The sequence below is a fragment of the Hymenobacter lutimineralis genome (assembly GCF_008271285.1).
Taxonomy (GTDB): domain Bacteria; phylum Bacteroidota; class Bacteroidia; order Cytophagales; family Hymenobacteraceae; genus Hymenobacter; species Hymenobacter lutimineralis.
The window spans coordinates 1-15,577 of the sequence record NZ_VTHL01000015.1 but is presented as its reverse complement, the minus strand read 5'-3'; the positions used below and the strand labels follow the sequence as shown (position 1 = coordinate 15,577).

The window sequence follows — 15,577 nt, the reverse complement described above, 5'->3', positions numbered from 1 at the left end:
TTCAACGGGCACCACGCAGGTGCAAATTAGGCCGGCTCCGCGCTTATACCCGTCACGCAGTACCCAGCGAAAACCTGGTTGATGTAGAGACGCGACCCTTCGCGTCTCGTCGTTGCTGACGTTGTTTAGCCGGCGCGGTTCCTATCGTTCAACGAGGAGACGCGAAGGGTCGCGTCTCTACACCCAGGCGCAGCTCACTTCGTGATGAGTATAGCTCAATTGGTTGAGCGCGGAGCCGGCCTTATTTTAGCCCGTTGGGCACAACTGCTAGGCCGGGACTGCCCGGGCAGGCTTCCGCTGTCCGCTATGTTCAGAAGCGGTAAGTGGCTCCAGGCATAATCAGGCGGGGCAGCAGGTCGTAGCGGGTGCGGGCGAAAAGCAGCGCCGTGATGCTCACCTGCTCGAAAGTGCGCGTGTTGAGCAGGTTGCGCAGGCTCAACGTATAGGACCATGCACTAGCCCGCATTGGTACATAGGTTGCTTCGGCCCCCAGCACCAGATAGGCGTTCTGGCGCTGCAGGAGCTGGTCGGCGCGCACACTGGCCGTGAGGCGGCGGGTGCGCAGCTGCACTTGTGCATCCAACTGCAGTTGCGTATTGCGGCTAGGCGCAGTGGTCGGCTGATACAGGGCCACGTGTAGCAAAGTAGCTCCGGCATAGAAGTTGAGCGGCCCCCGGCCCGCGGTACCCAGCTGTACCCGCTGCCGCCACGATACCAGGGGGCTCCGCTGTAAGGGGGCGCCTGCCCGTTGGGCTACGGGCTCCAGGTAGGTCAGGCTGCTTTCCAGTTGAAGGCGTACGGCCAGGCTATCCAGCAGCTGCGCGGCCAGCAGGGTAGCCGTGGCACCGCGCGTGGGTGGCCCGGGCAAAAGCCGTAACTGGCTCACAAGCTGGTCGGCGTCCTGGGCCAGCGCCAAGGAGGCCAGCTGCCAGCTGCCACTCAGGCCCAGTTGCAGCTGGGTGAAGTGCTCCGTATTCAGATATACCAGTTGCAGGCCCGCGCGGTGCTCGGGCCGCACCAGCAGGGTTTCCAGGCCCTGCTGGCGGGTGCGGTAGTCCGTTACCAATGGAGTTGCCAGTAGCTCCTGCGGCAGTGGCAGCGCCTGGTCGAAACCATAGGTGGCCAGTACCGTGGAGTAGCGGCCCCGGGGCAGTTGTACGCTCAGGGTAGTGGTAGGGTAGGCCAGCGTCCGGTCGGCTGATGTGGTGCCCGAAGCCCACAGCCGGCCCAGCCGCAGACCCGCCGTGCCCGTGAGGGTAGCCCGGCCTGCCAGGCGGTGAAAACGAATCCGCCCGGCGCCTAGCAGCCGGGTGGTGTGCAGGAGATGATCTGGCTCCGTTGGGGCACCTGCCAGGCGGGTCGTCAGCCGGGTGTTCAGGTAGCGCACTTCCAGCGTGGGTACCACGTTCAGGCGGCGCCCAGTGCGGAAATACTCCGTCTGGAACAGAAACCCCTGCTGGCGGCTGGGGGCCAGTTGGCGTAGCTCGGTGGAGGCAGCCGGCCACCCCGGAGCCAGGGCCTGCAGGCGGGCGGGCTGTGAGGTGTGCAGCCGCAGCTGCTGCGGCCCGCCCTCCAGGAAGTGCGCGACCTGGGTTTGCAGCGCGGCCTGCTCCGGGAAGCGGGTAGTCAGCAGCAGATTCTGACCTAAGTGCCAGGGCTGGCTAATCAACTGCTGCCGCAGGTTTTCATGCACAGTATCGGTGAGGCTTTGGGTAACCAGGGTGAGGTGGTCGGTGCTGCGGGTAGTGCTGAAGCGGAGACGATGCTCATACGTGAGATTGGTGCGTGCCCCCAGCACGGCAAACCAGTTCTGGCGCAGTCGAACCCACTGCCGCGTCTGGCGGGCCTGGTTCTGCTCCCGGAAGCTGAGAGACTGGTTTTCGGGCAGCAGCAGCCGGGTTTCGGCCAGCAGGTCCTGGTGGCGGTAGTCGGTGTAGGCGGCGGCATCCGTGAGCAGCTTCCACCCACTAGGGCGGGCGGAGCGCAGCACATGTACTATCCCGGCAGTGGTTTCGCGGTTGAGGCTGGCCAGCTCCGGCCGGAAGCCGAGGCTGGCCAGCTCCGGTGGCACCAGCAGCAGGGGGGGAGGCAGCAGTTCCTGCACCAGCGGGTTGTCGGCCAGGGTAGTCAGCGGTGCCAGGGCCGAGGGGTCCTGCGTCAGGCCCACGTTGTTGTGGGTCGCCAGCGCGTACACCTTGTGGCGGCCCCGGTAGCTGAAGGCATTAAGCGTGGCATCGAGGTAGTGGGGCAGCGCGGCCTGGGCGCTCAGGCTGCCGAACAAGGGCTTCTTGCGGTCGGGCGGGAGCGTGAGGTTGAGCACCGTGGTTTCGGAGTGTACCAGCCCACCCAGCAAGGGGTTTTCCACAAAGCGCTGAATGGGCTGAATCTTTTCTACCAGCGCGGCATCCAGCGTGCGGGACAGGCGGCGGTAGTCGGCCCCACTCAGGTTGTCGCCCTCCACGTAGATGCCGCTTATCTCCCGTCCCTGGTACCGGATAGTGCCCGTTTCTGACACTTCAAAGCCGGGTACCTGCCGTAGGAGCTCCTGGAGGCTGCGCTGCCCGCCGGTGCGGAAGTCACGGGCCTGATAGGTAGTGGTATCGTTGTGCCGGATAGGCGGGGGCGGTGCCCGCACCACTACCTGGCCCAGGGCAGTAGTGCTCACCTGCAGCCGGAGCCGTAGGAGGGGGGCGGGGCAGTGGACGGGCTGCGTAACCGCCCGGAAACCCAGCAGCCGCGCGTGCAGCCGGAGCGAGTCGGCCGGAATGGGAACGCGCAGCGCAAACCGGCCCTCCGGGTCTGTGGTCGTAAACACGATTCCGGCGGCGTTGCCCGACCGCGTGAGGTACACCGAGACGCCCGGCAGCGGCGCCTGGGCCGTATCGGTTATCTGGCCTTGCAGCAGGCACTGAGCTGGTGCCGGCCGGCCCAGCAGCAGGCCCATGCCCAGCAGCAGGCTCATCAGAAAGCTACGGCAATGCTCCACCCTCACTCAGGGAGCAAGCTCCAGGGCTTCGCCCCGGCTGATCTTGACCGAGATGCCCGGGGCCTGGGCCTGCATAAATTTGGCGAGCCGCTCGGCGGCCGCCTGGCTGGCGGCCTGGTACTCGGCCCAGCTGCCGTAGCGGCGGCCCTGGGTAGGTGGTAGTACGGGCGTGGCTACCCCGGCGGGCTGGCTGACGCGCAACGCGGCGAAGGCTACCTGTCCGGTAGCATCGCGGGCTTCCAGAATCAGGCCCGGCAAGCCGCCCAGCTTCCAGGGGCCGGCCGACACCGGAATTTCGGGCGTGAACCACGCTTCGTAGTGCCGGCCACGAAACGTGGTAGTGGCCTGCTGCGCCTGGTACTGACCTATCTGGCGGGTGGCTGTGCCCAGCTTCCAGTTCAGGCGGGGCACGGTATCGGCTATCAGAACGAACTGCTGAGTGCTTATTTCCAGCTCCCGGGCCAGCAGCCGGCCCGTGGCCGCGTCGCGGTACACACAAGTGCCCTCGGCATCCGTTACGGCTAGTGTGTAGTTGGTTTCGTTGGTTTGCTGCAATTCCCGGGCGGCCTCGCCGGCCGTGCGGTTGTAGTAATAGAGCGTAGAGCTGCCGTTGACCACCAGCGTGGCGGTGGGCTGGGGCTCGCCACTGAACTGCTGCTGATAGGTGACGCTGAACCGGGGCGCCTGCGCACAAGCGGGCTGCGCAAAAGGCCAGGCGGCCCCGGCGGCCAGGAAGCAAAGTAAGACGAGCAGGAGGCGCATAAACGTACGGGTAGGCTGGGAGAAAAAGCTGGCAGCGGACAGCCCGTAAGCTAACCGCTGCCAGAATATTTCTGAGGAACGGTGCTAGATCTTGGAAATAGCCGCCCGTACCATCCGGATGGCTTCGGCACACGTAGCCGCGGTAGCAGAAAGCTCTATTTTAGACCCCCCGGGAATGGAAACCGTGGCAGTAGCCGTGCAGGATGCCGGGGCCTTGGTGGTGAACACGACAGCTGCCGGCTCCGTGCCGGCTTCGGCCGATTTCGCGCCGGCTGCTGCGGAGGCCGCCAGCAGAGGAGTCGTAACCAAAGCCATAGCAATGGCACAAACGAGGTTTTTACCGTTGAAAAGATGCATGAGAAAGAGGATGAGTCAAACAATGCCTACTCTATGAAGGGCTTTTCGGCTACCGCCCAGTCGTCCGGTACAACGGGGGCAAGATTGACAGCCAAAATACAGGAAGGATAAGTGGTTTTACTCAATAAGCATACAGGTACCTACTCAATTGGTAGCTGGATATCCTGGTCCAACAAGTGTAGCAGGGCTTCCCGGTGCCGCAGCAGGAAGGCGGCCAAACTACCAGCCTCTGCGCGTACGTGTAGCTTGTCCGCCATACTGGCTTTATGGTTTTCTACGGTCCGAGGACTCAGGAAGAGCGCCTCCGCAATTTGCTTGCTGGATTTCCCCAACAGTAGCTGCCGGAGTACCCGTTTTTCGGCCCGGCTTATGGCGGTTAAGGCAATACGGGTAGCAGCCGGCTCAGTAGGCAACGGACCGTAGAGAGCAGCTAATGACGCTGAAACAAAAAAGGAATCCTTGGCCGCCGCTACCAGGCATTCTGTCAATTCGTGTACGGTGCAGAGTACATCAGGATAGCTGGGAGAAGCTGTGTCCAGCCCGCCCAGGGAAGGACACGTGTTATCCAATGCGCAGAAGATAATATGGCAGCAGGGGTGCTGTTGCCGGATGCGGTGGAACACCAACCCGTCTTCCCGCAAACAGTGGCTGGTAACCAACACCCAGGCGGGCAACTCATGCCGCAGCTGGGTTTGAAACGCGGACTTGCTGCTACTGAACCGGATAGCCAGCAACTGGCCACAGGAAGCGGCCGAGCGCATAAGCGGTACACGCAAGGGCAGCGGCACGGGGCAGACAAGCAGAGAAGGTAAGCCGTTATCGGGCATATACATAGCGGGTAGGTGCCAAAACAAAAAAGTCCGCGCGGCTTCCTGCGCCGTAGCCATGTGTAAGCTACCGGCGGCGGACGCGCGTGAACAATAGGTGAGGTAAAGGAAGTAACGAGAGGCGGAGCGGCTAATATACAAGTTAATCAGTTAAAAGTATTGTTTCGCCCCATGTAGTCAACGGTAGCCGGATGAGAAGCCAGGGGCTTTTACCTTTGTGTTCCTTCGCTATGGTAAGCAGACCGGGGTTGATTTGCCCTGCTCTCGTCGGACATAGCCGAGGTCAGCGTATTTCCTCGTTTCTTTAGTGCAGCCATTCATCTCATCTGGTTGCCCTATGAACCTTTTCTCCACCTGCCTGACGGGCCTGGGCGTGCTGCTAAGCGGCGCAGTCCTGGCTCAGACGCCCTCCGCTACCATGTCCAAACCGCCCGTGGCCGCCATTAAGGCCAAAGAACTGAAGTCGCCCTTCGGCACGCGCACCGATAACTACTACTGGCTGAATGAGCGCGAAAACCCCGAAGTCATCAGCTACCTGAACGCCGAAAACGCCTACACCGAGCAACAGTTGGCTCCGGTGAAAGGCCTGGAGGAAAAGCTGTTTCAGGAAATCAAGGGGCGCATCAAGGAACAGGACGAGTCGGTGCCCTACCGCGACAATGGGTATTACTACTACACCCGCTTCGAGGCCGGGGCCGAGTACCCCATTTACTGCCGCAAGAAAGGCAACCTGAGCGCCAAGGAGGAAATCCTGCTCAACGCCAACGAGCTGGGCAAGGGCAAAGCCTACTACCAGATTGGCGGCTTCGAGGTGAGCGACGACAACCAGGTGCTGGCTTACTCCGAGGACGTGGTGAGCCGCCGCCTCTACACCCTGCGCTTCCGCAACCTCAAAACCGGGCAGCTGTTTCCCGAGCAAATCCCCAACACCAGCGGCAACGCCGTGTGGGCCGCCGATAACAAGACCGTTTTCTACACTCGCAAGGACCCCGGCACCCTCCTCGACTACCAGCTCTACCGCCACACCCTGGGCACCGACCCCAAGCAGGACCAGCTGGTGTATGAGGAAAAGGACAACACCTTCCGTATTGGCGTGCACCGCTCCAAGTCGCGCCGGTACGTGCTACTGGACATCGGTAGCACCATGTCGTCGGAGGTGCGCTACCTGGAAGCGAGCAAACCAGCCGAAGCGCTGAAAGTGTTTCTGCCCCGGGAGGCCGACCACTTGTATGAGGTAGAGCACCTGGGCGACCAGTTCTATGTGCGCTCCAACGCTGGCGCGCCCAACTTCCGCCTGTTGAAAACGCCCGTAACCAATACGGCCAAAACCGCCTGGCAGGAGGTCATTGCCCACCGCCCCGATGTGTTTCTGGAAAACATGGAGCTGTTCAAGGATTATCTGGTGCTGGGCGAGCGGAAAGAAGGCTTGCTGCAGCTACGCGTGATTCGGTGGAAGGACAAGCAGGAGCACTACCTCAACTTCGGTGAGCCCGCCTACACGGCCGCCATCAGCATCAACCCCGAGTTTGATACGTCGGTGCTGCGCTACAGTTACTCCTCGCTCACCACCCCATCTTCCACCTACGACTACGACATGGCCGCCCGCAGCAAAAAGCTGCTGAAGGAGCAGGCCGTGCTGGGCAGCTTCAAGAAGGAAGACTACGTGACCGAGCGGGTGTATGCCACGGCTACCGACGGCACCAAAATCCCTATGTCCATTGTCTACAAGAAGGGCTTTAAGAAGGATGGCACGGCGCCGGTGCTGCAGTACGCCTACGGCTCCTACGGCTACTCCACCAACCCCACCTTCAGCACCGCCCGCCTCAGCCTCTTGGATCGGGGCTTTGCCTACGTGATTTGCCACATCCGGGGCGGCCAGGAAATGGGCCGGCAGTGGTACGAGAACGGTAAGAAGCTCAAGAAGAAAAACACCTTCACTGACTTCACCGACTGCTCTAAGTACCTCATCGACCAGAAATTCACCTCCGCCAATAAGCTGTTTGCCATGGGCGGCTCGGCCGGCGGGCTGCTGATGGGCGCGGTGGTGAACAACCACCCCGAGTACTACAAGGGCGTAGTGGCGGCCGTGCCCTTCGTGGACGTGGTGACCACCATGCTCGATGAAAGCATTCCGCTGACCACCGGGGAGTACGACGAGTGGGGCAACCCCAACCAGAAGGAGTTCTACGATTACATGCTTTCCTACTCGCCCTACGACCAGGTGAAAGCCCAGCAGTACCCCAACATGCTCGTGACCACCGGCCTGCACGACTCGCAGGTGCAGTACTTTGAGCCCGCCAAATGGGTAGCCAAGCTGCGCACCGTAAAAACGGACAACAACCTGCTACTCCTGCACACCGACATGGCTGCCGGTCACGGCGGGGCATCCGGCCGCTTTAAGTCCATCCACGACACAGCCCGGCAATTTGCCTTTATGCTGCTATTGTTGGGCGTGAAAGCTTAGATTTAGTAAACCAGGTATAGAGGAGGCAGCCTGCAGGCTGATGGGGAAGCACCAATCCGCCATCAGCCCGCAGGCTGCTTCTTTTGCGTTTGGTTGCACGTTTTATCATCCTCTTATGCCGACGGCTAATCTCCAGTACCTGCATACTTCTGCGCCGTTGTGGCTGAGTGCATTATTCATCTGTTGCACGGCAGCTACGGCGGCGTTGCTGGCACGGGCCCTGCACCGTGCTGACCTGCCTACCCGCCGCTACTGGCTGCTAGTAGGCGTTTGGCTGGCATTGCAGGCTGTGCTGGCAGGAGCCGGGTTTTATCAGCAAAGCCTGGAGGTGTTGCCACCCCGCTTGGTGGTGACGGGCATTCTGCCTACCGTGGTAGTTATGATGATGGTGCTGCTATCCGGGGCAGGGCGACGCGCCACGGCCCATCTGCCGCTGGCCGATCTGGCCGGGGTGAGCGTGGTGCGGGTAGGCGTGGAGGCGGGGCTGTATGGGCTGGCGGCTGCCCACCTGGTACCTGAGTTGATGACCTTTGCCGGCCGCAACTTCGATGTGCTGGCCGGCCTCTCGGCCCCGGTAGTAGCCGCTTTCTACCGGCATGGGCGCCTGGGACGCGGCGGCCTGCTGGCCTGGCATCTGGGCAGCTTAGTGTTGCTGGGTACTATCGTAGGGCTGGCGTTGCTGACGGCCCCCACACCCCTGCAGCAGCTGGCCTTCGGGCAGCCCAATGTAGCCGTCGTGCGCTTTCCCTTTGTGTGGCTGGCTACGTTCATTGTACCGGTCGTGCTGTTTACGCACGTAGCCAGCCTGTACCTGCTGTGGCGCCCTCGTCCAGCTCCGGTAGCCGGCTAGTTCGGGGTAGTGCCGCTTCCTACGCCCCTGCGTTGTGCCTTTAGATGAAAGTCTAATCGGCACAACGCAGGGGCGTGCTGGTTTCTGGGCGGCTGGTGCCAGAGAGGCTGCCGTTTGCGCCGGATACAACCAAACCGTAACTATCTAAGCCTTGGTATGTCAATTTTGCCAAGCCCGAACGCCGACCAGAAGGGCTGGAGAGGTGAAAATGAGGGATAGAGGCAGGTTACCAGACAAGAAAGAATGAACAACTGCCCGGCGCAGCAGTTTTTTTGGCGGTTCGTGCCACCTCTGCCGCAAAATAGTGTCTGTGGCGCATTGCCAGGTAGGTTGGCGGGAGGCTTTGACGGCACCAGTAGTCAGGAGCCAAGCGTTGGTCGATACCCGGTGGGGCCTCGCTCCAGAGGCACATACTTTTAAGGCTTTGAGGTGCCGGCGACGCGGGCCTGTGGCTGTTTTTCTCTGATATGAAACGAATTTTTCTGTTGATTTTCCTGACTGCCGGAGGTACGGCAGCTTTAGCCCAGCAACCCGCCGGCGCGGAGCGTCCGGCCGGTACCTCCCGCCCGGCCGGGGCCGGCCGACCCGCTGGTGCTCCGGCCGCGGCTGCCCAGCCCCGGGAGGGGACTGGCCGCATCACGGGTACCGTGCTCGATGCTACTAGCAAGCAGCCTGTGCCCTTCGCCACCATTGCCCTCTTCAACCCCGCTACTAACAAGCCCGTGGATGGCACGGCCGCCGACGACAATGGCAAGTTCGCCCTCACGCGCGTGGCCGCCGGCACCTACACCGTGCAGATCAGCTTTATTGGCTACCAGCAGATCGAAAAGCCCGGCGTGGTCATTACCGAAGATGGGAACACCGTGGCCCTGGGCACCATCTCGCTGGCTTCCACAGCTCAAAAGCTGGGCGAAGTGGTGGTGGAAGGCCAGCGCAGCCTGATTGAAGAGAAAGTAGACCGCACGGTGTACAACGCCGAGAAGGACGAAACCACCCGGGGCGGCGACGCCACCGACGTGCTGCGCCGCGTGCCCAGCCTTTCGGTGGACCTCGACGGCAACGTGACCCTGCGCGGCTCCCAGAACATCCGGGTACTCATCAACAACCGCCCCAGCACCATTGCCGCCAACTCCATTGCCGATGCCCTCAAGCAGATTCCGGCCGACCAGATCAAAAGCGTAGAGGTGATTACCGCGCCCTCGGCCAAGTACGACGCCGAAGGCTCGGGCGGCATCATCAACATCGTGACCAAGCAAAACAACCTGCAGGGCTTCACGCTGGATGGGCGCGTGAGCGGGGGCCTGCGCTCCGCCGATGCGGGTGTGTCGGCCTCGTACCGGGCCGGCAAAATGGGCTTCTCGCTGAACGCAGGCGGACGCGGGGGCTATAACACGCCGGGCTCCTTCGAAAACGCGCAGACCACCTACAGCATCACCGGCAACGACCTGAGCACCCGCACCAAGCTCAGCACCACTACGCAGTCGGCCGAGACGCGCAACAACCAGTTTGGGGGCCGCTACTCCCTGGGCTGGGACTACGACATCAACAAGCAGAACTTCCTCACGGCCTCGGCCCAGCTGGGCATGCGCAATGGCACTACCTACCAGGACGGCCTCACCACCAGCATCCAGCGCTTTGATGGCACCACGAACCCCGCTTCCACCGTGCGCGACGTGAAGGTACTCGACAAGGCCAACACGCTGGATTTGAGCTTGGGCTACACGCACAACTTCGCCGTGCCCCAGCGCGAGCTGAGCTTGCAAACCCAGTATAGCCGCAACAACCGCCAGAACGACTTCACCAACGACATCCTGGAAGGTGCCCAGGCTGGCACCGAATTGCGCAACCTCAACGACAGCTACAACCAGGAAGTAACGCTGCAGGCCGACTACCAGACCCCGCTGGGCGACAAGCAGTTATTGGAGCTGGGTGGCAAGAACATTTCCCGCCAGGTGGAAAGCGACTATACTACTCTCACCAACGGCCAGCCGCAGCCGGGCCTGGGTTTGTCCAACGTCTTCACCTACCGCCAGAACGTGTCGGCGGCCTACGCGTCCTACACGCTGGGCTTCGGCGAGAACTATACCCTGAAAGCCGGCACTCGTTACGAGTACACCACCATCGACGCCGACTTTGAAACCTCGGAGGTGGATAAGATTCCGAGCTACGGGGTGCTGGTGCCCAGCCTCAACCTGTCGAAGAAGCTCAAGAACGGCAACACCGTGAAGGCGGCCTACAACCGCCGCATCCAGCGCCCGTCGTTGCAGTTTCTGAACCCCAACCGCCAGGCCCAGAACCCGGTCAACATCACCGAAGGCAATCCACTGCTGCGCCCGGAGTATACTAACAACTTCGAGCTGGGCTATAACACCTTCATCAAGCAAACCTCGCTCAACTTCACAGCCTTCGCCCGCAACACTAACAAGTCCATCCAGCCCATCCGCACGGCCAGCGCCAATGGCGACACCATCCGCACCGGGTACGGTAACATCGGCACGGAAAACGCCTACGGCACCAGCGTGTTTGCCAACGTGAACCTGAACAACAAGCTCACCGTGGGCGGCGGCGCGGATCTGTACTACGCCGTGCTCGACAACAACAATACTACTGACGTGCGCTTCTCGGCCAGCAACAAGGGCTGGGTAGCCAGTGGCCGCCTCATGGGCAGCTACAACTTCACCAAGGGCTGGGGCCTGCAGTTCTTCTCTTTCTACCGGGGCCGGCAGGTGCAGCTCCAGGGCTACCAGGGTGGCATCGGCGTATACAGCCTCAGCCTGAAAAAGGACTTCGCCGATAAGAAAGGCTCCTTCGGCATCGGGGCCGACAACTTCTTTACGCCCAAATGGCGCATCCGCAGTGAGGTTAGCTCGCCCTTGCTCGACCAGAATAGCCTGAACGTGCTGCGCCGTACCAGCGTGCGGGCCACGCTCAGCTACCGCATCGGTAAGATGAGCATGGCTCCGCAACGGCGCAAGAAGTCGGTGAACAACGACGACCTGAAGGATGGTGGCGGTGCCCCCACCGAAGCGCCCGCCCAGCAAAGCGGCGGCCGCCCGTAAGGTGTACATCCAGCAGCCTAAGACAAAGCCCCGCCAATGCAGATTGGCGGGGCTTTGTTTTGGTATGCTAGTTCCTGGTTATTGCGCTTTCAGGCTGTCGGGGACGGCGCCGCGCTTGATCAGAGTGAGCTGGTTCTGCAGCTGGAAGTTCACCTGCTCGCAGTCGGCGAAACGCTTCTCGGCTAGCTGCAAGGCTTTTTCGGTGGTGTTAAGCTGCTGATACAAAAACAGGATCAGGCCGAGGGCAATGAGCAGGGCCGCGAGGGAGAGGACTTTGTTCATGGGCAAAAAGCAGGGCGAAGCAGCTGCCTCGCCCTGACTGGTAAGTTAGTGATGCGTCATCTTGGCTTGACGCCTGACAAAGCAGCTAGATGGCCGTGTTGGGGTCGAACTGCTCGAGGTAGTCGGCTACCTTGCGCACGAACATGCCACCCAGTGAACCATCAACCACGCGGTGGTCGTAGGAGTGCGAGAGGAACATGAAGTGACGGATGCCAATCAGGTCACCCTGAGGGGTTTCTATTACGGCCGGCTTCTTCTTGATGGCCCCCACCGCCATGATGGCTACCTGGGGCTGCATGATGATGGGCGTGCCCATCACGTTGCCGAAAGAGCCTACGTTCGACAGGGTATAGGTACCACCTTCCAGGTCCTCGGGCTTGAGCTTGTTGGCCCGGGCGCGGGCGGCCAGGTCATTTACGCGCTTGGTCAGGCCGTTCAGGTTCAACTGGTCGGCGTTGTGAATCACGGGCACGATGAGGTTGCCCGAAGGCAAGGCCACAGCTACGCCCACGTTGATGTCGCGCTTCTTGATGATGTAGTCCCCATCTACCGACACGTTGATGTTGGGGAAGTCCTGGATAGCGCGGGCAATGGCCTGCACGAAGATGGGCGTGAAGGTGAGGTTTTCGCCCTCGCGCTTTTTGTAGGCATCCTTGTGCTTGTTGCGCCAGTTCACGATTTCGGTCACGTCGGCTTCCACGAAGCTCGTCACGTGGGGCGAAATGCGCTTGGAGTCCACCATGCGCTGGGCAATCATCTTGCGCATCCGGTCCATTTCCACCAGCTCCTGCCCACCACTTACGGAAGGCGCGGGCTTGCTGGCAGGGGCTGGGGAAGCAGCAGGCTTACCTGCCGGGGCGGCGGGTGCTGCTGGAGCCGCTTGGGGGGCGGGCGTCGGAGTGGCAACGGGGGCCGAAGCTGCCGTGGAGGCTGCGGTGGGCGCAGGTGCGGCGGCCAGGGGCTTTTTACCACCAGCTACGTAATCGAGGATGTCTTTCTTGGTGACGCGGCCCTCGGAGCCGGTGCCGGGCAGGCACTCCAGGTCCGCCATTGAAATGCCTTCTTCGCGGGCAATGCTGAGCACCAGCGGGGAGTAGAAACGGCCGGGCTGGGGCTGAGCTGCAGCAGTTTGCTGCTGAGCCTGCGGGTCGTGCGGCTCGGGCAGGTAAGGTACCTCGGGAGCAAAGGTGCCAGTGCTGGCAGCAGGCTCGGCAGCGGGAGCCGGAGCGGTGGGTGCCGCTGCGCCAGCGCTGGCCGTGTCGGTTTCGATGATGGCAATGGGCGCGCCCACAGCTACTACCTGGCCTTCCTGCACCAGGATTTCCTGCAGCACGCCGGCGTGAATGGCGGGTACCTCGGTATCTACCTTGTCGGTAGCTACTTCCAGCACCGACTCGTCCTGCTCAATGGCTTCACCTACTTGTTTGAGCCATTTCAGGACGGTGCCTTCCATAATGCTTTCGCCCATTTTGGGCATCACCATTTCCACTCGTGCCATGCGTAATCAGAAAATGTAAAGTTGGGGGGGATTGGGTTGGGGGCAGAACTGCAGCTCCGGTCCACTAAGTTTGGGTGGGTGGGCCGAAAAACCGGTCAAAGGTAGCCTTTTTGGCTTGGCGCGCCAATGCCGATTCCAAACCAGCCTTGGCAGACTGCTACTCGGCGGCGGGCAGGCTGAGGCGCAGCAGATTGAGCAGGGCGTGGGTCACATACTCGATGTTGAGCTGGCGGCTGCGGTTGAATACGATTTTGCGAGTCACGGTCCGATGCGCGTCGGCGTAGGCCAGCCAGAAGGTGCCCACGGGCTTTTCCTCCGAGCCGCCGTCGGGGCCGGCAATGCCGCTGGTAGCCAGGGCCACGTCAGTGCCCAGGTGCTGACGGGCGCCTTCGGCCATCTGGCGCACCACTTCCTCGCTCACGGCTCCATGTGCAGCCAGGGTTTCAGGTAGTACCCCCAGCTGACTGATTTTGATGTCGTTATGATAAGCAATAACGCTGCCCCGGAAATACCGGGAGCTACCTGCTACGCTCGTGAGCTTGTGGGCCAGGTAGCCGCCGGTGCAGCTCTCGGCAGTGGCTACCGTGAGGCCCCGTGCGGCCAGCAGCTGGCCCACGGCCTGCTCCAGCGGAATGTCGGTTTCGGCGAAGATGTGCTGGCCGAGCTTCTCGCGCAAAGCTGGCAGCAAGGCTTCCATGCGGCCGCGCAGGTTGGGCTGGCCGTCGTCGGTGCCGGTGAGGCGCAGGCGCACAGCACCCAAGGAGGGCAGGTAAGCCAGCTTCATGTTGGCCGGCAGGGCATCTTCCCAGTCGGCAATCTGCTCGGCCAGCATCGACTCGCCCAGGCCCGCGGTCTGCACCACGATGTGCTCGATGGGCGGCACCTGAAAGTGGGCGGCCAGGCGCGGGAGCACGGTGTCCGTCATCATGCGCTTCATTTCGAACGGCACCCCGGGCATGCTCACAAATACGGTACCCTGGTCCTCGAACCACATACCCGGCGCCGTGCCCAGGGCGTTGGGCACGGGCAAGCAGGAAGCGGGCAGAAACGCCTGCTGGCGGTTCACCTCCGTGACGGGCCGGTTGAAGCGGGCGAAAATAGCCTCCACATTGCGCAAGGAGGGCTCGTCGAGCACCAGCTCCGTGTTGAAGTAGCGCGTGAGGATGTGCTTGGTCAGGTCGTCCTTGGTGGGGCCCAGGCCGCCGGTGGTCAGCACCACGTTGGCGCGGGTGCGGGCCAAGTCCAGCGCCGTCACGATTTCATCGGCGCGGTCCGACACGCTCGTTATTTGCCGCACCCGGATGCCGAGCTTACCCAACTCCTGACCCAGAAAGGCCGAGTTGGTGTCGATAACCTGGCCGTAAAGAAGTTCGTCGCCGATGGTAATAATTTCGGCCGTGGGGACTGATTGCATGGAAAAAAGAGTTTCTAGTTGCTTGTTTCTAGTTTCGGGTTCTTGCTTCGGGTTGCGCGTCGATGTTGATACAAACAACTAGAAACCCGAAACTAGAAACCAGAAACTCAAAAAATATTGGTCCGGTTTATGCAAACGGGCGGACAAGGCTGCCGTACAGCCCACCGACCTTTGCCGCTTCGATTTATGAAAAACTTTCGCTATTCACTGATTTTGGCCTTGGGGGCCAGCCTAAGCTTCTCGGCCTGCGCCCAAACCATTACGCTGCCGCGCGTAGGTGGCATTACGCTGCCCAAGCCAACCTCGACCACCCAAACCGGCCCGGTTACGCAGCAGGAAGCTGCCAGCGGCCTGAAAGAAGCGTTGGTGCAGGGCATCAGCAAAGGGGCCGACCAGGCCTCACAGCAGGACGGCTTCTACCTCAACAACCTGATTCGTATTCCTTTCCCCGCCGATGCCCAGCGCGTGGCGACCACGCTCCGCAAGATTGGGCTGGGCGCGGAAGTTGATAAGTTTGAGCTGAGTTTGAACCGGGGCGCCGAAGACGCGGCTAAAAGTGCCAAGCCCATCTTTATTTCCGCCATCAAGAGCCTCACTTTTTCCGACGTGTGGAATATCCTGACAGGGGAGAAAGACGCCGCTACCCAGTACCTCAAGCGCACGACTACCACGCAGCTCACCACGGCCTTTAAGCCCATCATTCAGCAGAGCCTCGATAAGGTGGGCGCTACGCGCTACTACACCAGCCTCACTACGCGCTACAACCAGATTCCGCTGGTGAAGCCCGTGCAGACCGACCTGAACCAGTACGCCACCGGCAAGGCCATTGATGGCCTGTTCATGCTTATTGCCCAGGAAGAAGCCAACATCCGCGAAAACCCCATTGCCCGCACCACCGAGCTGCTCAAGCGCGTATTCGGCCGGAAGTAGGCGGGAGGCTTTAGGGCTCAGGATTTAGGGAGTGTGGACAGTGGTCGTAGCTTAGCGGCATGCTACGCCGCCATGAATTAAGCGAACGGGAATGGAAATTGGTCGAACCGCACACTTTGGGTCGTCCGGGTACGGGTGGGGGCACCGG

At 61.5% G+C, this 15,577-nt stretch carries 11 protein-coding genes; 4 read left to right on the top strand and 7 right to left on the bottom strand.

Annotated features, from left to right (window positions below; genetic code table 11):
• Positions 1 to 310 precede the first annotated feature (310 nt).
• From FY528_RS13965 to FY528_RS21815, 4 genes are all read right to left on the bottom strand, one after another.
• Positions 311 to 2,962 carry a carboxypeptidase regulatory-like domain-containing protein gene (locus tag FY528_RS13965; RefSeq protein ID WP_149071647.1) on the bottom strand — a complete coding sequence of 884 codons (2,652 nt, stop codon included), beginning with the start codon at positions 2,960 to 2,962 and terminating at the stop codon, positions 311 to 313.
• Positions 2,963 to 2,992: 30 nt separating this feature from the next.
• Positions 2,993 to 3,748, bottom strand: coding sequence for a GLPGLI family protein (locus tag FY528_RS13960; RefSeq protein WP_149071646.1), 756 nt, complete (start codon positions 3,746 to 3,748; stop codon positions 2,993 to 2,995).
• Between the two features lie 84 nt (positions 3,749 to 3,832).
• Positions 3,833 to 4,105 (bottom strand): hypothetical protein, encoded by a 273-nt coding sequence (locus FY528_RS13955; protein ID WP_149071645.1) that lies wholly within the window; start codon positions 4,103 to 4,105, stop codon positions 3,833 to 3,835.
• Positions 4,106 to 4,245: 140 nt separating this feature from the next.
• Complete coding sequence (locus FY528_RS21815) at positions 4,246 to 4,866, bottom strand: response regulator transcription factor (protein ID WP_373281622.1); 621 nt, start codon at positions 4,864 to 4,866, stop codon at positions 4,246 to 4,248.
• A gap of 403 nt (positions 4,867 to 5,269) precedes the next feature.
• Between FY528_RS21815 and FY528_RS13945 the strand changes: the two genes are divergently transcribed.
• The 3 genes from FY528_RS13945 (at position 5,270) to FY528_RS13935 (ending at position 11,305) form a co-directional block, all read left to right on the top strand.
• On the top strand, positions 5,270 to 7,396 hold the full coding sequence (locus FY528_RS13945) for a S9 family peptidase (protein ID WP_373281621.1): 2,127 nt from the start codon (positions 5,270 to 5,272) through the stop codon (positions 7,394 to 7,396).
• Between the two features lie 115 nt (positions 7,397 to 7,511).
• Entirely contained in the window at positions 7,512 to 8,246 is a 735-nt protein-coding gene (locus FY528_RS13940; protein ID WP_149071643.1) for a hypothetical protein, read from the top strand.
• A 467-nt stretch (positions 8,247 to 8,713) separates the two neighbouring features.
• On the top strand, positions 8,714 to 11,305 hold the full coding sequence (locus FY528_RS13935; RefSeq protein WP_149071642.1) for a TonB-dependent receptor: 2,592 nt from the start codon (positions 8,714 to 8,716) through the stop codon (positions 11,303 to 11,305).
• 78 nt (positions 11,306 to 11,383) lie between these two features.
• Here the strand turns inward: FY528_RS13935 and FY528_RS13930 are convergent, their stop codons facing one another.
• The 3 genes from FY528_RS13930 to FY528_RS13920 all read right to left on the bottom strand — a co-directional run bounded on the left by FY528_RS13930 (position 11,384) and on the right by FY528_RS13920 (position 14,499).
• On the bottom strand, positions 11,384 to 11,587 hold the full coding sequence (locus FY528_RS13930) for a hypothetical protein (protein WP_149071641.1): 204 nt from the start codon (positions 11,585 to 11,587) through the stop codon (positions 11,384 to 11,386).
• 85 nt (positions 11,588 to 11,672) lie between these two features.
• On the bottom strand, positions 11,673 to 13,085 hold the full coding sequence (locus tag FY528_RS13925; protein ID WP_149071640.1) for a dihydrolipoamide acetyltransferase family protein: 1,413 nt from the start codon (positions 13,083 to 13,085) through the stop codon (positions 11,673 to 11,675).
• Positions 13,086 to 13,242: 157 nt separating this feature from the next.
• Complete coding sequence (locus FY528_RS13920) at positions 13,243 to 14,499, bottom strand: competence/damage-inducible protein A (protein ID WP_149071639.1); 1,257 nt, start codon at positions 14,497 to 14,499, stop codon at positions 13,243 to 13,245.
• A 186-nt stretch (positions 14,500 to 14,685) separates the two neighbouring features.
• On the opposite strand from FY528_RS13920, the gene FY528_RS13915 reads away from it, so the two are divergent.
• Entirely contained in the window at positions 14,686 to 15,429 is a 744-nt protein-coding gene (locus FY528_RS13915) for a DUF4197 domain-containing protein (protein ID WP_149071638.1), read from the top strand.
• Positions 15,430 to 15,577 lie beyond the last annotated feature (148 nt).